Raw genomic sequence first — 20,052 nt, forward strand, 5'->3', positions numbered from 1 at the left:
AAAGCAAGAAGCCGGCATTTCTGCCGGCTTTGCTTTAACGACATGCCTGCGTCCTAACGCGGACGCCCTCTCTCATTGGGGATCATTTTTTGTGTTTCCAAAAATCGAGCTCCAGGTTCACGAATTTCTTCAGCTGCCCCGGCGGTCCGTAGTGAACGTGGTTTTTGTCGCCCCACCCGTTTCCCGGCTTCGGGTTGTATTTCGGGTGAGATCCACTGGATTTGGCAATGGCGCGCGAACTCAGGCTGGTGCCAAGCAACAATGTGATGGCCGGAGGGGTTACGGCAGCAAATTTTCCCGCCTTCATGAGAAAATTCCGGCGCGCTTCCGCTTCCGTATTAAGTCTTTCTGGCGATTTGTCTACGCCTTTGTGAGTATCTATCGACATGACACTTCCTTTTTTTTGCGCGGACTTTGACTGTTAGAAGATTTTATCATTTCGTACATTAGAATTCAATCGACGATTTAGGCGCATAAATACTTTAAATCTTCGAGCGAAGATCTTTGTTCAGGAGAACCGTCGTTATTCTGCGGGCCAGATGGATTGGATCCCGTCGGGCCAGGTCGTGGACGCGTGAAAACCGCCTTGCGCCCCAGTACAGGTTGCCGGCCAGGCGCAAGGGCGCACCGAGGATTGGATGACTTGAGGCAAAGACACGTCTCCAATGTTGGAACCTGATCGTCGGGCTCGCGCCAAAGCCAAGCGGAATGCTCGTCCCGAAGAAGCGGTTCAGGGTCAACAACTGCGTCTCGATGGCATTGCGTGCGCTTTTGCCCTGAAGCGCCCCACGAAGCGCAGCCCAGTCGACGGGTTCGCTCTCGGCCAGTTGCGCCAGATCATACAGATGCCTGAGGTCAATCCTTCCGCGCCAGTAGTCCCCTTCCTTGAGGAGGTCGTGCACGATCCAGTGCAGGGCACGCGACTGTGGAGAAGCGATTTTCACCAGGAGCTCACCCCGCTGCACGAGCTTCGGGCGTCCAAAGCCATCCGCACGATACGGTCGCAACTCCAGCACCCCCACGTCCTGGTCGCGCACCATCCCGCGACCGTCGGAGAGGCAGACATAGCCCAGCTCTTCCAGACAGGCTTGAGCCAACGGTTCGTCGCGCGCTGCAACAGCCAGGTCGATGTCGCTGGTTATTCGGTCCGGAACGGTTTGGGAAAGAAACAATGGAATCGCCCCCTTCAAGAGAACCGGAGCAACGCCCATAGCGTTCAGAGCGGCGATGGCTTCGTTCAGCTGCGACCGCAGGCGCATGTTGCGTTCTCGATTGCAGTCGCGAATGAAGTGGAGGTACTCCCGTACGTCATTCGGAACGTGCTCAATGGCACCGGCCTGTTCGAGTGATGCAAACAGGGCAGGCGTGAGCAACGTTTGGTTCGCCAGTGCCATCACCGCCGGCCAGTCCAGCCGGTCAGCGACGCGGCCGTGTAGCCCCGTGATCAGGGCGTCGAGTGGGTTTTTGGCGGACTTCATGCGCATGCCCGCTCAATCAGCGCGACTGCCTCATCCAGGTCGGAATAGGTCAGACGGTAGGCTTTCACCGACCCTATGACGCCAGCGAGCACATCGAAGCTGGTGTCGCCCAACTCACCGCCAGGCGCAAACGCCCCACCAAGCAGGCCCCGCAGAACATCCACCGGGTCGATCTTGTCCAGGCTCGGCTTCGCGACGCGATCCCGATGGAGGAGGACGACAGAGCCTACCTGCCACGCTTTTGCGGTCGCCGCGTTGGCCATCCTTGGTACGGGGTAGCGCACACGACGCTTGTCCGGACGGCGGAAGATCGGCGTTGCATCGAGGTCGGGGAAGCGCTCCGCGAGCAAGGGCCATGCGCCCGATTTGACCGCGGGCGCGAACGGAAGACCGACACAGCGCCCGTCGGCTTTCAGCAGTGTTACGTCATCCGATGCGAAGCCGAACCCGGCATGGGCCAACGCCAGCGTCAAGGTCGTCTTGCCCGCCCCCGGGTCGCCGCAGAGAAGGACAAGGCGCTCATTTTTCAACAGCGCGGCCGCATGAAGAGCCAGTTCGTAAGTGCCGGAGCCGAGGATATCGCTCAGCATTTCCCCTTTCAATATTGTCGCCATTTCGTCCGGAGCCGACGCCAGCAGCCAGTCGCCATTGCGAAACAAATGGAGCCGGTCACCCTGCTCCACGAACTGGAACACGATGTCGGGAGTGCCCTCCCCGATTTCGAGATGCCTGAAGATGGCCATCGTCGGAAAGGCGTGAGCGATCGGATAGAGGATACTGATACGGCGCCCGGCAACGCTCAGCATCTGGCTCACATGCCCTTGAGCGGAACTGTCGAGCGGTGAGATGCGCGGCCGGATCAAGCCCAGGCGCTGCCAGTCCTTTATCGCCGCTTCGACTTGTCCATGCACATCCCGGGCGTTGAGTCTGGCATGCGCGCCGGCTTCCGCCTGCTTTCCCTGCTCCAACAGGCGCCAGATGTCAGCGGCCGTGTCGTTCAGGGTAAAGATCGCGTGCTGCGACGCACTGAATAGAATATTCTGCCCCCTGATCCGCACAAGTCGCGCCTGAGTGACGAAACGCGGGGACGTACCGTCGCCGCGCATTCCTAAATAAGCTCCCACCGCCGTATACCCCTCCCTATTGCGCGGCGCCGGCGGCCACGCACTCTTACTCGGCCGGCGTTCCTGCCAATCCGGCAAAGACCTTGGGATTGCGCACGAGCCGCCAACACAGCCACGGGCCTGTGGCGAACGAGGTCAGGATCGAGGCAAGTACAAGGGCCGTGAACATGCGGCCGTCGATGATGCCAGCCGTGAGCGCCACGCTGGCGAGCACGATGCCCGGACCGCCTCGCGTGTTCATGGAGATGCCGTAGTCGAGCGCCCTCGCCCAGTCGCAGTCGGCGGCTCTTGCGGCCAGCGTACAACTCACAAGCTTGATGGTCGTGGTCATGCCGATGAACAGAACTGTCAGCCCGACATCGAACTCCTGTGCGAGATTGAGCCGTTGCCCCACGAGCGCGAAGTAGATCGGCACAAAGAACCAGATCGCGATATCGGCGATGTGCTGTTTGACCGGAGCGAGATGCCGCGAAGGAAACCGCGCCATGACGAGACCGGCAACGAGCGCTGCGAAAACGATGTTCACGTTCAAAAGGCTCGCCCCGGCGACGAAGATCAGACACAGCAGCATGGTGTAGCCGGTGAAGGGCGCCTCGCTGAATTTGCCGATGATCCATCGCCGAAGCGCCCTGACGACTGTAGGCGCGAAAAACAGCGAGGCGAGCACAAAACCGAGCGTGATGGCGACCACGCGGCCGATGCCGGCAGCGCTTGCCGCCTCGCCATGCTGGACAGCAGTGGCGACGGCAAGGATCGTCCAGAGGATGAGATCCTGTATCGTCGCCGCACCGATAACGTTGAGCGCGAAGGGTGTCCCCATCAGGCCCAGATCGAGAAACAAGCGCGAGATGACCGGGATCGACGTGACGGCGGCGGCGATGCCCATCACCAGTTTGAACGCGAAGGGATCGCCAAGCTAGGTGTCGGCAAAAAAAGAGGCACTCGCATAACCGAGCGCGAACGGGATCATCAGCGCACCGACCACCAACGCCAGTACGATCCGGCCCGCAGCCCCGCCTCCTGCTGCCTGAACCTTGAAGCCCGCCGTGAACATCAAAAGAACGAGGCCGAACCAATAGAAGGCTTTCAAGAGGGCGGCCTGCGCCGGGAAGGCAGCAAACAGCGACTGATGTGCCTCGGGCGAAATCGCGCCGAGCACCGATGGGCCAAGGACGATGCCACCGGCGATCTCGCCGATGACCCGCGGCATCTTCAACCGTTCGAACAACTGACCGCCGGCCAGCGCCGCAATGAGCAGCAGTACCAGCGACAGGAAGAACTGGGCGGTTTCGGAATCGCTCATGACGCAGCCTCGAAAATCGGCGAGACCGGGCAGCGACCCTGCGGCTACGGATGTTACGCACGTCCGTCAATCCGGGTGTAGGTGGCAACGACACGGGCTGCGAGTTCGTCAAGCGAATAGATTCCCGTGTCAAGGATGAAGTCGGGGTTTGCCGGTGGCCGGTAGGTGCTGTTGTAGCCGATGAGGGTATCGATCTCGCCGCGTAAAACCGTGCCGTAAAGCCCCTTTGGATCTCTTTCCGCGCAGCCTTGGATCGAGCTGGCAACGTAACCGGTCGTCAGGTTTATGACGTTCTTGCGCACATAGGCACGGGCATCCTCGCCGGCTGTCAGTGCGGCGACGACCACATGAAGGCCGGCCTCCGCCGCCTTGTTCGCCAGATGCGCGAGAATGGAAACGACTTGCAGCCGGCTTTCCGGACCAAAGCCAAGCTGCGTGCCAAAGAAGCCCCGGACTTCGTCGCCATCGAAGACGATGGCGGGAATCCCGGCCGTCCTCAGATCGGCGACGACACGCGTCGCAAGCGTCGTCTTGCCCGCCGACGTGGGGCCAAGCAGCCACAGTACTGTTCCAGCCTGTATCGAAACGCGATGGTGGCGCGTCCCGGACTGTAGATGTGTCCTTCCCTGCATGGTCTGTCCTCCCCTGTCTTGCCTGGAACAGTGCACGTTTCATCATCAACTCGGCCCGAACGACGTCTTGTACCTCGGAGCGCATCATCCAATCGGTAGCGCTTCGCCGGCCCTGAGGCGCGTCGGATTTCCGTCCCGCTGATCGGGCTGGCCGTTCCCAGGCGCTCAGGTCGACATAGCGTTCGGACTGGTGTCGTAGCCGACGGCACCGAAGAAGATTGGCTCGATGCCGATGTCACCGAGTTCGCCTTGACGCTGTAGAAGTCACCGACACCGGAATGATCGCGCCCGACATGATATGGCTGCAACCCATGTTCTTGCGGCATATCGCGGTAAACACCGCCTCACGGGGCCGGCAAATCGCGGACAGGTGGTGAAGCTCGCCAGCACTACCTTTCCGGCGGGGTAGATGCCGTAGTCCAGCATCGCCTGATAGCCGTCGAGGATCACATGCGGCAGAAAATCGTCGCGCTTGGTATGCCCGACGATTGGGTTCACCAAGAGGCCGTCGGCATAGGTTCATTCCAGGACCTCCAGCTGAATCCTCTCATGACCGCGAGGTCATAGCGCCTGCAGGGCAAGAGCCACGGCTTGGCCAGGAAGGCCTGCATCCGGATCAAGGAGCGTTCAATCGCAACGACTTGGTCGCTCCAGTCACGATCATTCGAACCAGGGTCGAGACTTATTCCCGAGAAGCAGCCATCAAACAGGCAATCCTCGATGGTACCCCCGCGCAGGTAGTCATCCTCCACCGCACCGTCCCGGATCTCGCTCAGCCAGCAGCCTTTGAGGAGGAAGCCGTTCGCCTGGGCTGTGAGACGGATGCCATCCCAGCACCGGCACGCCCGCACACCTTCGATTGTTGGCCGCGTCGTTCCCTCTTTGACGAGCAGGCCGGCACTGTTTGCGTAGGTGTTCGCCCAGTCCGACTGAAGCGGCACTTCACCATTGACGCGCCCGCCGACGAAATGAACGCTGGGCAATTGCGAGGAACGATCGGATAGGGATTGACCGGCCGCATACCGATGTCGCAGCCGAGGACTGCGTTCGGAGCGGTGTTTCGGCTGTTGGCAACAGTGAAGAGCGCCCGTATGGCATCGACCGCGCCGGCAATCCGTGGAGCGCCCGGAAACCAGATCGACGCAATCAGCAGGAGAAGTGAGATTTGAAGCAAAGGTCGCTTGGTCGACAAAAGCGCACGGTTCTATCAAGCAGGATGCTTTGGGCGGGCATTGCCTTCCGGGAAGAGATCGCTTGCAGGCGCAGATTTTCGCAACCGCCGACGGCTCACGGCAGGGTGTGAGCCAGACTGATCTAAGAATGATATTGAAAGGGAATTTTTAATATGCTGCCGCACTGCAGGTGAATATTGCCTGCATTTCCAGTGCGTTTTTCGCATTCAGCGCCGGTTGGATACCGTCTGCATCCTTACCCGCACGCGCAGAATTACATATACGCCTATAGTAGACGGAAGCCTTTGCTTATGCAAGCGATGTGCTTCCGGACCCGCGTTGCGGCAACTCTAAACGCAGGAGACCATAGACTTTCGTTTTGGTCTCCTGCGAAGCTTGACACCCCACCACACATCTCTTCAGCGCTGTCGTTGGCTGAAGCCGTCTGCCGAAGGATCACCGGGGAAGAGATCGTTTATCTTGTAGGCAACTTCGGTTCTGTTCGTTGCCTTGATCTTCTTCATGATATTGCGGATATGAACCTTGACGGTGCTTTCACGCAGGTTGAGTTCATACGCGATGATCTTGTTGGCCTTTCCACGTCGCAGAGCTTCAACCACTTCCGCCTGGCGAGCCGTGAACATGCCGGCAAGCGGCCGCGCGGCCGTATTGCTTGTCTCCAGCAACTGACGCATGGCGAATACACTGCTGGCCGGCACGAAAATGCCGCCGGCCAAGGCAAGGTAGACAGCCTCAATGCACACATCAACGCTGACGGAGGAAGGGATGTAGCCCTTCGCGCCACATTCAAGCGCCTTCATGATTGGGCCAAGCTCTTCCGTGTCTGCCAGGACAATGACCGGCGCCGGCTCGAATTCCGACGACAATCTGCGAATTTCTTCGGCGACGGTTGGTTCAGATGCCTTTCTGCCGCCGATGTTCAAGAGGATCGCAGATAGTTTTGGCCAATGACTGTGTCGCTGTCGCCATTCCTCGATCGATCCAAGGGCCAGCACTCGGATCTCCGCCTTGTGGGCGACGATGCTTTGTGCCAAGCATTGCCGGTCAAGCGCACGACCATCGATGATAACCAGCAAGTGTTCCTGCTGTGCTGATGCCTCTTGGGGCACCCCGGCAGTTTCGAAATGTTCGCCGGACAATTGCACGGTATCGCTAGACAATTGCTTTCCATTCGATTTTTTTAAGATCATAATTACATTACTCCCCGACCAGTAAATATTCAGGCCATGCGCAGCGACAATTCCCTCAGGGTTGCGCTACCAGACCCGAAAACTACTTCGGTAAATACTTGGAGAGCTTACCGACGCATTAACTTTACGGAGACTCTCCGCTAAAAATCGTCGAAAACACGCTTACACTACAGCAATCAATACATTAGAGACTACCACAAAGGGCGGCTGCGGAATACGATCAAATTAGGGTGTTGCGGATGAAAAAGGAAGTACGCCTCTGGTGTCGGCTGCTTTGAAATAGGTATCAGTCCTCGTACGTAAGTACTATGCGCTGGTTTGCCAGCCGTTCCATCCAAGGCTCGCGACGCGATTACCGTTGGCGCGTGCCGTTATGAAAGCTCGTTTGCAAGCAAGTATGGCGAGTTCAGTGCCGCGTATTGCTTTTCGGAGCGAATTTCGTCATGGCGGGTGGTGAGGGCGTGCGCATCGCCGCGACATACTCATCGGTCAATTCGAGCAAGGCCACGGCTATTTCGTCCCAGGACCAACCAGCATGCTCGGCAAACTCCGTCAGAATCCGGAATTGATCGCTCATTGCCAACTGACACTCGAAATCGCGTTCGGCACCGCCGACGACATTGGTCTCGATCGTTTTCACCATTGTTCCTCCTGTTCGACAAAGTAAACTCTGAGGAACGACGCGGGTTCCGACGAAGTTGACAGCCTTGCCCGCAATCCGTCGAATAAAAACTATGTTTCGTGTTCGGAAAAGCGAGACATTTCCGCCCGATACGCAGCCCGGCCGGAACCTCTAACAGAATCACCGCGGTGCCATTATGGCTTCGGTGATGTGGCACAGGTCGGGGACTCTACCACGCGCCCGGCGCCCGATCCTGCATTTCGGAACCATTCTCGCAATCGTCGGTTATGCCCCCACAAGTTAGGAGGCTTCATCATGAAAAAAATCATCCTGGCAAGTGTATTCGCGGGCCTGTCCTTCGGCGGTATCGCTATGGCGCAGACAACCGTCGTCGTGCCCGGTGAAGTCAAGACCTATGTCCTTGAGCAGAGCGGCCCTTCCATCGTCTACCAGGGCGACATCGTTGTGGGCACGCGCCTTCCAGATAGCGTCGAGGTCCACACCATCCCGGATCAACCTACCTACGGCTACGTGGTTCTCAACGACCAGAGAGTGTTGATCAATCCGCAGACCCGCGAGGTCATCGAGGTCCTGAAGTGATCCTCAGCTCAAAACACAATTAGCGGAAGGACAGTAAGATGCTTGGAACCGTACTGCTGATCATCCTAATCCTGCTGCTGGTCGGCGCAATTCCCGCATGGCCCTATTCTTCGAATTGGGGCTACGGGCCATCCGGCCTCTTGGGCGTTCTGGTCGTCGTACTTTTGATCCTCTTGTTGATGGGGCGGATCTGATTGGAAACAGACCGGAACGCACTGGCTGAGCCCGACCTTGTCTACGTTTCAGACAAAGAACCGGGCTACAGCCGGCAGCGTGTACACGGTGGCTTTTGCTATCGCCGTCCGAACGGCGCCATATTGAAGGATCCTAGGATCATCGCGCGCATCGAAGCGCTCGGATTGCCCCCAGCCTATGAGCGGGTCTGGATCTGCCTGAACAAGAACGGCCACCTTCAGGCGACAGGCTACGATTCGCGCGGGCGAAAACAATATCGCTACCACGAGGCGTGGCAGAACTTGCGAAGTATCGCCAAGTTCGAGCAGCTTCAAGCCTTTGCCAAAGTGCTGCCAAGGATGCGTCGAATTGTGCGCAGACACATGAATGGACCGATAAACGACCCCACCACAGTTCTCGCGACACTCGCTGCCCTGCTGGACCAGGCGCCTCTTCGTATCGGGAATCCGAGCTACGTCCAACAGAACGGCAGCTACGGCGCCGCCACGCTTCTCAAACGACATCTCAGCATCCGCGACGACCGTATCGAACTGAACTTCAAGGGCAAGGGCGGGCAGCGGATCCGCAGGCGGCTGCGCAGTCCCCGACTGCAACGGATGCTGGAAGAGATTGCCGAGCTTCCCGGACGTCAGCTCTTCGTGTCGGTTGGGCCTGACGGTAAGGCGCAGCCGATCGAGTCCGGCCGATTCAACCGTTACCTTGCCGATATTTCCGGCGCGCCGATTTCGGCCAAGACCTTCAGAACCTGGGCAGGAAGCGTCGCCGCCTTTGCGGTCGCGCGAGCAGCCCTGCAGGAAGGCCTGCGCCCGACAGTCAAGCAAATGTGCGAAGCGGCGGCGGACGTCCTTCACAATACGCCCGCCGTTTGCCGCAAGAGCTATGTCCATCCGGCCATTCTCGCCCTTTCCCAACCGGGGGGAGCAATTCCGCGTAACAGCCATAAGGTAAAGGCGCCGAAGGGGCTTCGCGCCGACGAAGCCGAGCTTGCCCGCTTTCTCAAAAGACGCTGGCCAAAGCCTCCTCGATAAGGCCGAGACGGCTACATGCATCCCTTCGTTGGCGCCCAACCGTTGGCTAGGCAACGTTGCATGAAACGGGAATCCTCAACGCAACGCCCCCCGCGACCGGGACGCGGCGTCGCCTGACGGCCGACAGCTCCCCGTCCTGGCCCGCCCTTCGATACCCGTTATCCGGAGTGGAACAAAATCACGGAGTGCGCGTTGGAGGACGCTTTTCTCCAGGAGAAACCGATGCACACCAACGGGCAAGATAGAAACGCAGCGATACGCCCGCAGGAAATGGCGATGCTGCAGGACGTGCTTAACCAACTGTTGAGAGAGAAGAACGTCTCGCCCACGGACACGCGGGCGGAAACACTTGCGGCGCGCATCATCGTTCTGTTCCGATCGGGCGTCCGCGATCCGGAGGCTCTCAAGCTGATGGCCGGCTAAACAATGAAGCCCAGCAGCATGCCAACTGCGCGCTGGTCCGGTGAATCAAATACCGGGAACCACTGGCGCGCTAGCCGGTTTGGTTGACGGAGGAGTGCACGGTGATGCGTAAGGAAACGGCAGCGCGTGAGGATCCATACAACTCGCCTCATAGCCTTTCTGCTACGGACAATCATCCGCTCGAAGGCCAATTGGCAACGTTGCGGCAAATGACGAGAGAACTCGAGCACGAGATCGACGACATCCTTGCGGATGCGTGTGAAGTTGTTGGCTCAACCCCCGGCATGAACCGTGCAAACGTGATCAAGGCGCTCGTTGCCGACAAACGGAAGAAGCTTCTTCGCCTGCAAACTTACCTGGTGATGCTTGAGGAACGCGTGAACCGCGAAGCGGTCGGCTCCTGAACAGCCGATTGCAACGACCTGTTGCCGAAGGCCCTCACCGCTCTTCCATGGAGGAGGAAATGCCCAGGCTATTGCGTTTTCTTATTTGGCATCTGTCGTCAGGTTTCCTGATAGGAGCATTCACCGCTCTGGTGATTGCAGCTCAAAATCCCGAGATACTAGGCCACAGCGGCGCCATCGAGCCTGTCGCGCTTGCCATGCAGGTTTTCGCCTTTGGCGCCTCATTCGCCATGGGCAGTCTCGGCACGGCCTTGATGGGCAAAATCGATTGATCTCATCGAACTGTAGCCGCGTGCTTGCAATCGCTGGCGATGGAGATCAGTCCAAGCTCACTGGCAGCGATTAGGTGCCAATGGCGTCAGTTCCGACAGGGAACAAAATGCGCTTCGGGCACTTGGGTACGCTTACGCAGTACACCGCGGATCGGCGTGGCCTGCGAAACATAACATGGCATCAGGAGATCGAGATGGCACAGCACCAGCCCGCTTCCTACGGGAACAAACCGCGCGAACCTGCCACACGAGGGCGGGCCCGGATCATCAATCCGACGGAGGCGGTTTATCACGGGCACTACGATCTTGCGGAATTTATCGCGATGTATGGTTTGACGCCGCTGGACGCGCGGGAGATCTTCGCGCGCATCGGGCCGGCCCGCAGCGACCTCGACAGATACATGAAAGCGCACCGGTGATTGCAAGAACCGCAGCGTGCTATGGCTCTTCGGTCGCCGCCGGTGCGCCGGCCGGATGATAGGGCTCCAGGAAGCGATCCGCCGGTCCTGCCAGCCGCCACCGTAGCATTCCATCGCCGCAGGCGACGTCGACCGTCGAGCTCAGCGCCTGCGCCGCGCTACGCCTCAGCACGACCGCGCCGAACCCGGATTGAGGAATGCTTGGACCTTCGGCTCCCGGCAGAACGCGCTCTTCCCAGGTAATCGAGAAGCCCCGGATGGGTCCGCGTTCGGCAAGGGTCCACCGCACGGAGATCGCCCCGGCTCCCTCTTTCAGCACGCCACCGCGCAACGAGTTCAGCGCCAGTTCGTGGATCGCCATGCCAAGGTTCTCGATTGCGACCGGCACCAGCGCCAGACAGGGCCCTCCGGCCTGGCATATGTCGCCCGGGTGAAACGGCGCCATCTGTGTCTCTACAAGGTCTCCGAGATCGGCGCCTTTCCAGTCGGCAGAGGCAATTAGATCGTGAGAGGCCGCCAGGGCCCAGATGCGTTCCTCGATACGCTTCTGGAACGTGGCGGCATTGGAAGCCTCGCTGCGGCTCTGCCTGATCATTGCAAGGATAATGGCGTACTGGTTCCTGACCCGGTGGTTGACCTCGCGCAGGAGAAGGCGGATGCGTCGTTCCTTTTCTTTGGTCGATGTGATGTCGCGCGCAACCATTGATGCCCCGACGATCTTGCCTGCACCGTTGCGGATAGGCGAGACGGTCAGCGAAACGGTAACGTAGCTTCCGTCCTTGCGTTGGCGCACCGTCTCGAACGGCTCGATCCGCTCCCCTCGCCTGAGGCGCTCGAGCAGTTTCATCTCTTCTTCGTGAAGGTGCGGCGGGATAATCGTGAGGATAGGCTGCCCCATCATCTCATCGGCAAGGTAGCCGAAGAGGCGCTCCGCCGTCACGTTCCAGGTGCGGACCGTGCCGTCCAGATCCTTGCTGACAATAGCATCGAAAGACGATTCCACCATCGCAGCGAAACGCGCCCGAAGGACATCGTCGGCGACAGCGTCCTCATCAAATAGGCGTGACGGCATCGGTTCTGCTCGCTTCCGGCCGGACATTCTTTGTGGGTCGTATTGCCTGGCCCAGCTACTACGTCCCAAACTCCCAAATTGTTCCGCTGATGGGAGTTCAGTGCGTACTTTCATGGAGTTCACGCGCATCAGCGCGAACTGCGATCTTCTATCGAGCGGCGTCGGGCAGCCGCCTTTCTTAGGAGCAAACCCGCGCGCCCAACAATGACCGGCTGCTAACGGACTCTTGGCAACCCGGCCGCTTAGTAGGCGCCATGCAGCCCTCGGCCCTCATTCTCGACAGAAGGCTTGCCGCAGTCCGTTGGGCAGTGCATTCTTCCTGGGTCCGCATTTTTCAAATAGGACCTTAGTCCTATGGGGCTTGGCAAAGGTCTTACCTACTTGGCGCGCACTCAAATCTCAGAATATCCTAATGCAACTATACGCAGTTGCGGTCCCTCGGTATTGGTGACTTCGGGACCATTTGTGCCATAGCACCAAATGGCCTCGCGAATGTATCAATGGGAGCACGTGAACCTGCACGCGCAGGTGCAATAAAGACGAAAGGCAACTGACAGGGTGCCATTGGCACAGGTGCCATTGCCCCAACAATGAGAAGCTCTATCGCTCTTGCTTGAAGAGAGCGTGTGCAGGGCGGCAACGCCTAATTCGGGTCAATAGCCTTACATACCCAAACCATATGCGGCGCGTCCGGTAGCGAACCGGCCTATATATTTCATAGTTTTTTCTTTTTGCGGTTAGAAGCGAGTGAAGATGAGCGAAATCCGTTCGCTTGAACGTGCGGACATTCCGGCGATTGCAGGCATGTTCCAGCGGGTATTCCGTAATGACCAGGGCCGACCACCGACGGCACTTGCCGATTACATGCAGCAGCTCTACCTCGACGCCCCCGGCTGCGATCACGAGATACGCCCGCTCGTGCACGTCAACGACAAGGGCGCCATCTCCGGCTTCGTCGGCGTCAACGTACTGCCCATGGTCCTGAATGGCCGCCGGTTGCGGGCAGCCATCTGCGGCTCGCTGATGGTCGAGGATCACGAGAACGATCCCTTGGCCGGGGCGCGCATCCTCAAGGCCTTTCTCGCCGGCCCGCAGGATCTCTCTTTCAGCGAGACCGCAAGCGACGTCTCGGCCCAGATGTGGACGCGCCTTCGGGGTGTCGTCCTGCCGCAATACAGTCTCGATTGGGTGCGCGTCATCCAGCCCGCATCCTTCAGCCTGAGCGTTGCGTCGAACCGCATCAAGCCGGCGCGGCTCGCAGCGCCCATTGCACGTGCCGTCGACGGCGCTTACCGCAAGCGGATGGCGCCGGGCGAACAACGCTGGTCCGCCGTGTCAACCGCCGGCACAAGCCAGGCCGGCTTCACAGCTCAGGAAACCGATCGCAACGGCTTTGCCGCCGTGGTCGATCTCTTCATCGGACAGTTCCCGCTGCGCCCCGACTGGGCTGAAGGACAACTCGACTACATTCTCGGCGATGCGGAGCAAAAGCCCGAACACGGCACGCTTGTCTACGCGTTGGTCACGGCACGCACCGGCACACTCGTCGGTGCCTTCGCCTATTACGCTAGAGCCGGAGAAATCGGGCGGGTCCTGCAGGTGCTGGCGCTGCCCGGCCAGGCCGGACCGGTTATCGACTGCCTGGTCGGTCACGCCGCCAAACGCAACCTTCCGGGCCTCAGGGGCCGGACGCAGCCAGTACTGATGGAAGCCATGCTCGGACGCCGGATTGCGTTTGTTCATGTCTACTCAACCGTACTCCACTCCCGTGATCCGGCCATCATCCAAGTATGCCGGGAAGGACAAGGCTTCTTCAACGGCCTTGCCGGCGAACATTGGTGCCGCCTGATCGCCGGTACCTTCAGTTAATCTGGCACTGCGCCCCCGCTTGCTCCGAGTTCGACCGCTGTGCCGAACTCCATGGGGCAATTCCGTCACTGGTCAGTCTGGGCTCGGCTGAATATTCCAGCAGCGAGGCACCGGAAATGTATACGCAATCGGTATTCGTCAGCGCCTGCAACATTGATGCGGCATCGACCAAAGCGACGCTTTCTTGCTGCTTCGTCACAAGAACATTCGATGGAGGGGCTAGCGAAGAGCAACCCACCGTCACTGGCTTTATTCTATGAAGAGGTATAAATTGCTCGGCCGGTCGTGGCCCGAGAGGCGACGGCCGGGAATGACTGCATGGGAGGTTGGCGATTAAAGCCTGTCTCCCCCAAGAAGGTTCGCGGGTCGAGGCCGATATCGGCGATGTCCCGCGCGAAACTGAGAGCGTCAACTGGAAGATGGGCCGGAAATCGCGGCCTCCAGGGAGGGTTCAATGCAGCGGGCAGTCAATGATATCAACGGCCAATGGAATTCAACCGAGCTTGAAATGCTCCAGCGAACATTCGACCGCGTCTGCCTGTGGCAGAACATCCCGCCCAACAGTCTGCGTGCAGGACGGCTGGTTCGTTATCTAAACGATCAGCTTCGTGGCGGCATCTGCGACGAGGGCACCCTGTTTGAAAACGCCATGTTGCTGGAGCGAGCGCGTTCCGAGGCGACGTCCTTCCCCCGGCGCGGCGCACCGATGCGTGTACTCAACTAGCTCCACCCCATCGCAGGGAGCGTGAGACCTGCGATTTGCGGGGCAAATGTTTCCGCGCCGGCCAAGGGCCGGCGCAACAAGTTGCCATGACCTCAATCGGAATCGTCTCGGCTTGCCAGGACTTGAACCCGACTGGCGCAATATGTGATTGGGCGGGAACAAATCCGGCGCGCAGGCGATTGGGTGGTCATGAAAAAAATGATCCTGCCGACAGCGCTGTTGATGCTGTTTCCCGCCGGTCTGGCCATAGCCCAAGCCCTTCAGCCAGATGCGATCAACACTGCTTCGATCGCACCCACTTCGTTGGCACCGAAAGCGGGCGCTTCGGACCAACCCGATCCCGCCATCGTTAGGCTTCAAGTTCTCCTCGACCGCGCGGGTGCATCACCGGGCGTGATAGACGGTTTTGACGGTGAGAACGTTCGCAAGGCGATTGCAGCCTTCGAGGCCATGCAGGGTCTACCCACAGACGGCAAACTCGATCCCGATGTCATCAGGCGCCTTCCAGACGAGGCGCTCGCGGTGCAGCCCTACCTCGTTTCCGAAGCAGACACCAAGGGGCTCGTGGCCACGATCCCTGAAGACTATTCCGAACAGGCGAGAATGGATCAGCTCGGATTTACGAGTGTCGCGGAGAAGCTCGCCGAGCGCTTTCACATGGACATAGATCTCCTCAAGGCGCTCAATGCCGCCTCGACGTTTTCGGTCGGCGACACGGTGTCCGTCGTGATCCCCGGGGCGCCGAGGCAAGGCACGGTCAAACGCATTGAAGCCCATCGGCGCTCGGGCCAACTCATGGCCTTTGCCGGGGACGGAAATCTGATCGCCGCCTATCCGGCCACAATCGGTAGCCGGGAGACCCCCTCGCCCTCCGGGACGCACAAGGTCAAGGGCGTCGCTCGCATGCCTCCCTACGTCTACAATCCGAAGATCAACTTCCGGCAGGGCGACAACCGCAAGACCCTGACCTTGCCCGGCGGCCCGAACGGCCCTGTTGGCAGCGTCTGGATCGATCTATCGAAGCCAACCTACGGTATCCACGGCACGCCGGAGCCATCGATGATCGACAAATCCGGATCGCACGGCTGCGTTCGCCTGACGAACTGGGACGCGGAGGAATTGGCAGGGATGGTCAAACCCGGCGTGATCGTCAAGTTCGTAGACTAGTCCCACCGAGCGGGACCGCAACGACACGCCTGCGAATGAATAGATGAGAGGATGCAAGCCGCCCGAACGGGCGGTTCGACCGTGTCTGCCGTGAGTTCGTGTCGCGCAATCAGCGTATGCGCGTGTGCGCGCGCACGATGTTCATCTGGAGCTCATGGCTCGTTGCGTATCTGCCGAGCACCTTGATGAGGCGCTGCTCTTCGGCCTTGTGAATGCCGGTGCGCCGGCAATAGTCCGAAACGTCCCAGATGTGCCTGGCCTGGGAGTTGTCGACTGTTCGGATATCGGCGTGTTTCATCCTGTGCCTCCCCTTGCACTCGAGTAACGTTGGGAGATCGGTTTGGTTCCGCCCGAGGCGCTGAAATACAGGGCGCCGGCGGCATTTGTTGCCTTCAAGGGAACGTAGTTTTCGCCCGCTGGTTTGGGGCGCGAAATACCCCCGAAACAGGAGACAGATGCAATGTTCAATAGACTTCTGATTGCGGCCGTCATGGCCTCTTCTCTCACCGGCGCCGCCATGGCCCAGACGGACATGGCCTGCGATCAGGCCGGCATGACAAAACTGGAAACCGATGTGAACTCCATTACCGACGCAACCAAGAAGGCGATGGCCACCAAGGAGCTGGCCATGGCCAAGGAAGCCATGACGGCAAAGGATACGGCGAAGTGCAAGACCCACATGGAGAATGCCATGAAGGGTAAGGACGCCATGTAATCCAGAGAAGCTGTCGGCTAGGGTGTTTCGCCGCTTTCCGTGTAGCTTGACACCCAGGCCGGTGGCTCCTGTTCCTTGCTGCCATCCACCTTGATGCCGCGTTCCCCGGCCCACCGACAGCCCCACATAGGCCCGTGTTTGGCGGCAAATTCAGGGGATCGATCATAGGCACGGCGCATCTGAGCCTCATCCAGAGAGAAGAAGCGGTATCCCTCGCTTTCAAGATCGCCAGCAGCCGATCGATGACCGCGGCATTGATGCGATTGACGTGAAGAAGCATGATTGCCGGAGGCCCACATCCAAGAACCGTGCTGTTCAGTGCCGCATAGTAGGCGATCTCCTCGCGGCTGTGGTCGACATATGCATCCACGATCTTCCGCCTGAGGGCGGGTATTCGGGTTTCGTTGCCGCAACATTACGCTGGCGGTGCCCGGCCACCTTGTGGCGTAAGAAACGCTGGCCTTTCGCGTCGTGATTTGAATGAAAGGGCGATCTAGTCGATCTTCTGCAAGATGCGGCGGGCGCGCTCGACAATCGGCGCATCCACCATCCGGTCACCGACCAGGAAGGCGCCCTTGCCCTCGGCCGCAGCACCTGCCGCCGCGTCGAGCACGGTGCGCGCCCAGGCGACCTTTTCTTCACTCGGCGAGAATGCAGCATTCATGATCGGCACGGCAGAGGGATGAATGCAGGTTGCGCCGTCAAAGCCGTGGCGGCTCGCTTCGCGGGCTGCGGCTTCAAGGGCGTCGCGCTGCTGGTAGTCTGCAACGGTCGTGAGCGTCCCGAACGACAACTTGCCCTCCGCCTTGGCCGCGAGATGCACGAGCAACTTCGGCAGACGCAGAACCTCAGGCAGCGGCTCAGCCCCCATGCTGGTGGCGATATCCTCGCCACCAGCCACGAGGCCCAGCACGCGCTTGCAGGCGGCAATCGGTCTTGCGTCCAACACCGCGCCGGCATCCTCCAACAACGCGACGAAGGCGAGCGGGTCGCGCCCGAGTTCGCGCTCGGTCGCTCCCATGTGTTCGGCGAGCTCGCGCACCTGCTCCGGCGAACTTGCCTTGGCAATGAACAGGCCGAAGGCACCGGCGCGGCAAGCGGCCTCGGCATCCGACTTTTGCAGCTCTGGCTCGGCATTGACGCGCACGAACACCTTGGCGCCACCTCGTCCCGCCATGGATACGGACTGCGGAAGTCCTGCGCGTGCTGCCTGCTTTTCACTGTGGGCGACGGAATCTTCGAGATCGAGGACGATCGCGTCTGCACCCCGCTCATGCGCCTTGGCGATGAAGCGTTCGGACGAGGCCGGCACATAGAGAAGAGACCGCAGCCTCATGCCGCCTCTCCTGCCAGAACGAGGTCGATTGCGCCTTCATCCAGCCCGGCTTCAGCAAGGACTTCAGCCGTGTGCTCTCCAAGCGTCGGCGCGGGCCTGCGCCAGACGCCCGGCGTCTCGGAAAGCCGTGGTACGATGTTGTGCATCGGCAAGCTGCCGAACTCGGCATCCTCCACATCGACGATGATCTCGCGTTCGGCGAAATGCGGGTCGGACGCAGCATCTGCAATGTTGTATATCGGCCCAACCGTCGCACCGGCATCGCGCATGATCTTCAACGCCTCGTCATGACCGTGCCGGGCAAACCAGCCGCCCACGGCCTCGTCGACCAGGTCCCGGTTTCTGACGCGTTCGGAGTTGGTTGCGAAGCGCGGATCCTGGTTCATGTCTGCGCGGCCGATGATCTCGAAAATCCGCCTTGCGACCTGGGGCGTCGAGCCTGATAGCGCCACGTATTTGCCGTCGCGGCAGCGGTAGACGTTGCGCGGCGCGGCCGTGTTGGAGGCACTCCCAACGCGCTCCTTGATCTTGCCGGTCGTCTGGTAGATCGCCGCCTCGGGGCCGAGTACGGAAAACATGGGCTCCAGCAGAGAAAGGTCGACCACCTGCCCTTTTGCGTAGCCGCGATCACGCGCGAGCAGCGCCGTCACAGTGGCCGAACTGCCGTATACGCCTGCGATCATGTCGGCGAGCGCCAGCGGCGGCAGCACGGGCTCGCGGTCGGGGAACCCGGTGCGATAGGCAAATCCGCTCATGCCTTCGACGATCGTGCCGAAGCCGGGGAACTGCGCATAGGGACCTGTCTGACCGAAACCCGAGATGCGCACAATGATCAGGTTGGGGTTTCGGGCATGCAGCGCTTCCGGCGAGAGCCCCATGCGCTCCAGCGTTCCCGGCCGAAAATTCTCGATGAAGACATCGGCCGTATCGATCAGCGCCCAGAGCGCCGTCATCGCCGCCTCTTGCCTCAGGTTCAGAACGACGGAGCGCTTGTTGCGGCTGTAGGTCTTCCAATAGAGCGAGTGGCCGTCGTCCTTCCAGTCCCGAAGCGGATCACCGGCCGGCGGTTCGATTTTGATGACGTCGGCACCGGCATCGGCGAGCTGCAGCGACAGCATGTTGCCGGCGACAAGGCGTGAGAGATCCAGAACACGTGTACCAACAAGCGGCCCCTTGGCAGAGGCGTCGAACTGGCGCTTGGCAAACCCGCTCATCTGATACGCTCCCCGGTGTCCTTGTCGAAGAGCAGAACTTTGTCGGCATCGATCGTCAGCATCACGTCCCGGCCAGCCGTAAGCAGCTTGCCGCCGTGAACGACGACCGAGATATCCTGGCCGCCCATATCGACGACGATCTCCTGGTCCTCGCCGGTTGGCTCGACGAGGCTGATGCGGCCCGGCACGCCCGATGTACCGAGCGTGATGTGCTGCGGGCGGATGCCGCAGACAACCCGCTTGCCCGCCTGCAACTGCCGGCCGAGCGGCAGGGACACACCGCCGCGGGTCAGGCCCTTCTCGCCCTCGGCAATCGCCTCGATGAGGTTGATCTCCGGCGAGCCGATGAAGCCGGCGACGAAGAGATTGGCGGGGTCGTTGTAGAGTTCCAGCGGCGCGCCCGCCTGCTCGATCTTCCCGCCGTTCATCACCACGATCTTGTCGGCCATGGTCATGGCCTCGGTCTGGTCGTGGGTGACGTAGACCATCGTCCGGCGCAGTCGCTGGTGCAGCTTCTTGATTTCGCTACGCATCTTCACGCGCAGCTTGGCATCGAGGTTCGAAAGCGGCTCGTCGAAGAGGAAGGCTCGCGGATCGCGCACGATGGCGCGACCCATGGCAACACGCTGACGCTGGCCGCCGGAGAGTTCCCGCGGCAGGCGGTCCAGCAGCTTTTCGAGACCGAGGATCTCTGCCGCCTCGGTCACACGCTTCTGGATCTCCGCCTTCGGCGCGCCGGCGAGCTTCAGCGCGAAGCTCATGTTTTCCGCGACCTTCATGTGCGGATAGAGTGCGTAGGACTGGAAGACCATGGCGATGTCACGCTCTTTCGCCGGCATGTCGTTGACGACCTTGCCACCGATGGTGATCTCGCCGGCTGAAATATCCTCCAGCCCGGCGATCATCCGCAACAGCGTGGACTTGCCGCAGCCCGAAGGGCCGACGAGCACGACGAATTCGCCATCGCCCATTTCCAGCGAGATGTCGTTGAGCACGGCCACGCTGCCGTAGCTCTTGCCGACGCTTCTGAGCTCTATCTCGGACATGTTTCCTCCCTTTCTTTCCGCCTCGC

General features: G+C 60.2%; 24 protein-coding genes and 1 pseudogene. 11 read left to right on the plus strand and 14 right to left on the minus strand.

Features of this window, described 5'->3' with window-relative positions; all coding sequences use genetic code 11:
* Positions 1-82: 82 nt before the first annotated feature.
* The 9 genes and pseudogenes from LAC81_RS20625 to LAC81_RS20665 form a co-directional block, all read right to left on the minus strand.
* Entirely contained in the window at positions 83-388 is a 306-nt protein-coding gene (locus tag LAC81_RS20625; RefSeq protein WP_223729098.1) for a hypothetical protein, read from the minus strand.
* A 94-nt stretch (positions 389-482) separates the two neighbouring features.
* Positions 483-1,484, minus strand: coding sequence for a nucleotidyltransferase family protein (locus LAC81_RS20630; RefSeq protein WP_223729099.1), 1,002 nt, complete (start codon positions 1,482-1,484; stop codon positions 483-485).
* Complete coding sequence (locus tag LAC81_RS20635) at positions 1,475-2,584, minus strand: PqqD family peptide modification chaperone (RefSeq protein ID WP_223729100.1); 1,110 nt, start codon at positions 2,582-2,584, stop codon at positions 1,475-1,477. The genes LAC81_RS20630 and LAC81_RS20635 overlap by 10 nt, the downstream gene beginning before the upstream one ends.
* A 64-nt stretch (positions 2,585-2,648) precedes the next feature.
* Positions 2,649-3,905, minus strand: a pseudogene (locus LAC81_RS20640) (cation:proton antiporter).
* Between the two features lie 53 nt (positions 3,906-3,958).
* Positions 3,959-4,537 (minus strand): adenylyl-sulfate kinase, encoded by a 579-nt coding sequence (locus LAC81_RS20645; protein WP_223729101.1) that lies wholly within the window; start codon positions 4,535-4,537, stop codon positions 3,959-3,961.
* A gap of 264 nt (positions 4,538-4,801) precedes the next feature.
* A complete protein-coding gene (locus LAC81_RS38540) occupies positions 4,802-5,035 on the minus strand; it encodes a hypothetical protein (RefSeq protein ID WP_419196087.1) in 234 nt (77 codons plus the stop codon).
* Entirely contained in the window at positions 5,032-5,520 is a 489-nt protein-coding gene (locus LAC81_RS20655; protein ID WP_223729102.1) for a hypothetical protein, read from the minus strand. Before LAC81_RS20655 ends, LAC81_RS38540 begins: the two co-directional genes overlap by 4 nt.
* Before the next feature lie 608 nt (positions 5,521-6,128).
* A complete protein-coding gene (locus LAC81_RS20660) occupies positions 6,129-6,920 on the minus strand; it encodes a helix-turn-helix transcriptional regulator (RefSeq protein ID WP_223729103.1) in 792 nt (263 codons plus the stop codon).
* 406 nt (positions 6,921-7,326) lie between these two features.
* Positions 7,327-7,563, minus strand: coding sequence for a hypothetical protein (locus LAC81_RS20665; protein ID WP_223729104.1), 237 nt, complete (start codon positions 7,561-7,563; stop codon positions 7,327-7,329).
* 294 nt (positions 7,564-7,857) lie between these two features.
* Between LAC81_RS20665 and LAC81_RS20670 the strand changes: the two genes are divergently transcribed.
* From LAC81_RS20670 to LAC81_RS20700, 7 genes are all read left to right on the plus strand, one after another.
* Complete coding sequence (locus tag LAC81_RS20670; RefSeq protein WP_223729105.1) at positions 7,858-8,142, plus strand: DUF1236 domain-containing protein; 285 nt, start codon at positions 7,858-7,860, stop codon at positions 8,140-8,142.
* A 38-nt stretch (positions 8,143-8,180) separates the two neighbouring features.
* A complete protein-coding gene (locus tag LAC81_RS20675; RefSeq protein WP_223729106.1) occupies positions 8,181-8,336 on the plus strand; it encodes a DUF3309 family protein in 156 nt (51 codons plus the stop codon).
* Positions 8,337-9,365 carry a DNA topoisomerase IB gene (locus LAC81_RS20680; RefSeq protein WP_223729107.1) on the plus strand — a complete coding sequence of 343 codons (1,029 nt, stop codon included), beginning with the start codon at positions 8,337-8,339 and terminating at the stop codon, positions 9,363-9,365. It abuts the gene before it with no gap.
* 222 nt (positions 9,366-9,587) lie between these two features.
* A complete protein-coding gene (locus tag LAC81_RS20685; RefSeq protein ID WP_223729108.1) occupies positions 9,588-9,788 on the plus strand; it encodes a hypothetical protein in 201 nt (66 codons plus the stop codon).
* A 104-nt stretch (positions 9,789-9,892) separates the two neighbouring features.
* A complete protein-coding gene (locus tag LAC81_RS20690) occupies positions 9,893-10,192 on the plus strand; it encodes a hypothetical protein (RefSeq protein ID WP_223729109.1) in 300 nt (99 codons plus the stop codon).
* A gap of 59 nt (positions 10,193-10,251) precedes the next feature.
* Positions 10,252-10,464 carry a hypothetical protein gene (locus LAC81_RS20695; RefSeq protein WP_223729110.1) on the plus strand — a complete coding sequence of 71 codons (213 nt, stop codon included), beginning with the start codon at positions 10,252-10,254 and terminating at the stop codon, positions 10,462-10,464.
* A 194-nt stretch (positions 10,465-10,658) separates the two neighbouring features.
* The gene (locus tag LAC81_RS20700; RefSeq protein ID WP_223729111.1) at positions 10,659-10,883 is read left to right on the plus strand and encodes a hypothetical protein; all 225 of its coding nucleotides are present in this window, start codon (positions 10,659-10,661) and stop codon (positions 10,881-10,883) included.
* A gap of 19 nt (positions 10,884-10,902) precedes the next feature.
* Here the strand turns inward: LAC81_RS20700 and LAC81_RS20705 are convergent, their stop codons facing one another.
* Positions 10,903-11,955, minus strand: coding sequence for a PAS domain S-box protein (locus LAC81_RS20705; RefSeq protein WP_223729112.1), 1,053 nt, complete (start codon positions 11,953-11,955; stop codon positions 10,903-10,905).
* 753 nt (positions 11,956-12,708) lie between these two features.
* On the opposite strand from LAC81_RS20705, the gene LAC81_RS20710 reads away from it, so the two are divergent.
* From LAC81_RS20710 to LAC81_RS20720, 3 genes are all read left to right on the plus strand, one after another.
* The gene (locus tag LAC81_RS20710) at positions 12,709-13,824 is read left to right on the plus strand and encodes a hypothetical protein (protein WP_223729113.1); all 1,116 of its coding nucleotides are present in this window, start codon (positions 12,709-12,711) and stop codon (positions 13,822-13,824) included.
* Between the two features lie 454 nt (positions 13,825-14,278).
* Positions 14,279-14,548: a hypothetical protein gene (locus LAC81_RS20715; RefSeq protein WP_113538226.1), complete on the plus strand. Its 270-nt coding sequence runs from the start codon at positions 14,279-14,281 to the stop codon at positions 14,546-14,548.
* 183 nt (positions 14,549-14,731) lie between these two features.
* Positions 14,732-15,715 carry a L,D-transpeptidase family protein gene (locus LAC81_RS20720; RefSeq protein WP_419195844.1) on the plus strand — a complete coding sequence of 328 codons (984 nt, stop codon included), beginning with the start codon at positions 14,732-14,734 and terminating at the stop codon, positions 15,713-15,715.
* Positions 15,716-15,824: 109 nt separating this feature from the next.
* Here the strand turns inward: LAC81_RS20720 and LAC81_RS20725 are convergent, their stop codons facing one another.
* Positions 15,825-16,013 (minus strand): hypothetical protein, encoded by a 189-nt coding sequence (locus tag LAC81_RS20725; protein WP_223729115.1) that lies wholly within the window; start codon positions 16,011-16,013, stop codon positions 15,825-15,827.
* 162 nt (positions 16,014-16,175) lie between these two features.
* Between LAC81_RS20725 and LAC81_RS20730 the strand changes: the two genes are divergently transcribed.
* Positions 16,176-16,430, plus strand: a complete 255-nt coding sequence (locus tag LAC81_RS20730) for a hypothetical protein (RefSeq protein WP_223729116.1) — start codon at positions 16,176-16,178, stop codon at positions 16,428-16,430.
* Between the two features lie 493 nt (positions 16,431-16,923).
* On the opposite strand, the gene LAC81_RS20735 is transcribed toward LAC81_RS20730, so the two are convergent.
* From LAC81_RS20735 to LAC81_RS20745, 3 genes are read right to left on the minus strand one after another with little or no spacing between them, the layout of a single operon-like run.
* Complete coding sequence (locus LAC81_RS20735) at positions 16,924-17,766, minus strand: HpcH/HpaI aldolase/citrate lyase family protein (RefSeq protein WP_223729117.1); 843 nt, start codon at positions 17,764-17,766, stop codon at positions 16,924-16,926.
* The gene (locus LAC81_RS20740) at positions 17,763-18,980 is read right to left on the minus strand and encodes a CaiB/BaiF CoA transferase family protein (protein ID WP_223729118.1); all 1,218 of its coding nucleotides are present in this window, start codon (positions 18,978-18,980) and stop codon (positions 17,763-17,765) included. Before LAC81_RS20740 ends, LAC81_RS20735 begins: the two co-directional genes overlap by 4 nt.
* Positions 18,977-20,026, minus strand: coding sequence for an ABC transporter ATP-binding protein (locus LAC81_RS20745; protein ID WP_223729119.1), 1,050 nt, complete (start codon positions 20,024-20,026; stop codon positions 18,977-18,979). Before LAC81_RS20745 ends, LAC81_RS20740 begins: the two co-directional genes overlap by 4 nt.
* Between the last annotated feature and the right edge of the window lie 26 nt (positions 20,027-20,052).

It is taken from the genome of Ensifer adhaerens (assembly GCF_020035535.1).
Taxonomy (GTDB): domain Bacteria; phylum Pseudomonadota; class Alphaproteobacteria; order Rhizobiales; family Rhizobiaceae; genus Ensifer.

What these genes read in the sequence shown, in the direction of transcription:
- LAC81_RS20625 (WP_223729098.1), bottom strand. Translation starts at nt 388, where the DNA reads ATGTCGATAGATACTCACAAAGGCGTAGACAAATCGCCAGAAAGACTT.
- LAC81_RS20630 (WP_223729099.1), bottom strand. Translation starts at nt 1,484, where the DNA reads ATGCGCATGAAGTCCGCCAAAAACCCACTCGACGCCCTGATCACGGGG.
- LAC81_RS20635 (WP_223729100.1), bottom strand. Translation starts at nt 2,584, where the DNA reads ATGCGCGGCGACGGTACGTCCCCGCGTTTCGTCACTCAGGCGCGACTT.
- LAC81_RS20645 (WP_223729101.1), bottom strand. Translation starts at nt 4,537, where the DNA reads ATGCAGGGAAGGACACATCTACAGTCCGGGACGCGCCACCATCGCGTT.
- LAC81_RS20660 (WP_223729103.1), bottom strand. Translation starts at nt 6,920, where the DNA reads ATGATCTTAAAAAAATCGAATGGAAAGCAATTGTCTAGCGATACCGTG.
- LAC81_RS20665 (WP_223729104.1), bottom strand. Translation starts at nt 7,563, where the DNA reads ATGGTGAAAACGATCGAGACCAATGTCGTCGGCGGTGCCGAACGCGAT.
- LAC81_RS20670 (WP_223729105.1), top strand. Translation starts at nt 7,858, where the DNA reads ATGAAAAAAATCATCCTGGCAAGTGTATTCGCGGGCCTGTCCTTCGGC.
- LAC81_RS20675 (WP_223729106.1), top strand. Translation starts at nt 8,181, where the DNA reads ATGCTTGGAACCGTACTGCTGATCATCCTAATCCTGCTGCTGGTCGGC.
- LAC81_RS20685 (WP_223729108.1), top strand. Translation starts at nt 9,588, where the DNA reads ATGCACACCAACGGGCAAGATAGAAACGCAGCGATACGCCCGCAGGAA.
- LAC81_RS20690 (WP_223729109.1), top strand. Translation starts at nt 9,893, where the DNA reads ATGCGTAAGGAAACGGCAGCGCGTGAGGATCCATACAACTCGCCTCAT.
- LAC81_RS20695 (WP_223729110.1), top strand. Translation starts at nt 10,252, where the DNA reads ATGCCCAGGCTATTGCGTTTTCTTATTTGGCATCTGTCGTCAGGTTTC.
- LAC81_RS20700 (WP_223729111.1), top strand. Translation starts at nt 10,659, where the DNA reads ATGGCACAGCACCAGCCCGCTTCCTACGGGAACAAACCGCGCGAACCT.
- LAC81_RS20705 (WP_223729112.1), bottom strand. Translation starts at nt 11,955, where the DNA reads ATGCCGTCACGCCTATTTGATGAGGACGCTGTCGCCGACGATGTCCTT.
- LAC81_RS20710 (WP_223729113.1), top strand. Translation starts at nt 12,709, where the DNA reads ATGAGCGAAATCCGTTCGCTTGAACGTGCGGACATTCCGGCGATTGCA.
- LAC81_RS20715 (WP_113538226.1), top strand. Translation starts at nt 14,279, where the DNA reads ATGCAGCGGGCAGTCAATGATATCAACGGCCAATGGAATTCAACCGAG.
- LAC81_RS20725 (WP_223729115.1), bottom strand. Translation starts at nt 16,013, where the DNA reads ATGAAACACGCCGATATCCGAACAGTCGACAACTCCCAGGCCAGGCAC.
- LAC81_RS20730 (WP_223729116.1), top strand. Translation starts at nt 16,176, where the DNA reads ATGTTCAATAGACTTCTGATTGCGGCCGTCATGGCCTCTTCTCTCACC.
- LAC81_RS20735 (WP_223729117.1), bottom strand. Translation starts at nt 17,766, where the DNA reads ATGAGGCTGCGGTCTCTTCTCTATGTGCCGGCCTCGTCCGAACGCTTC.
- LAC81_RS20740 (WP_223729118.1), bottom strand. Translation starts at nt 18,980, where the DNA reads ATGAGCGGGTTTGCCAAGCGCCAGTTCGACGCCTCTGCCAAGGGGCCG.
- LAC81_RS20745 (WP_223729119.1), bottom strand. Translation starts at nt 20,026, where the DNA reads ATGTCCGAGATAGAGCTCAGAAGCGTCGGCAAGAGCTACGGCAGCGTG.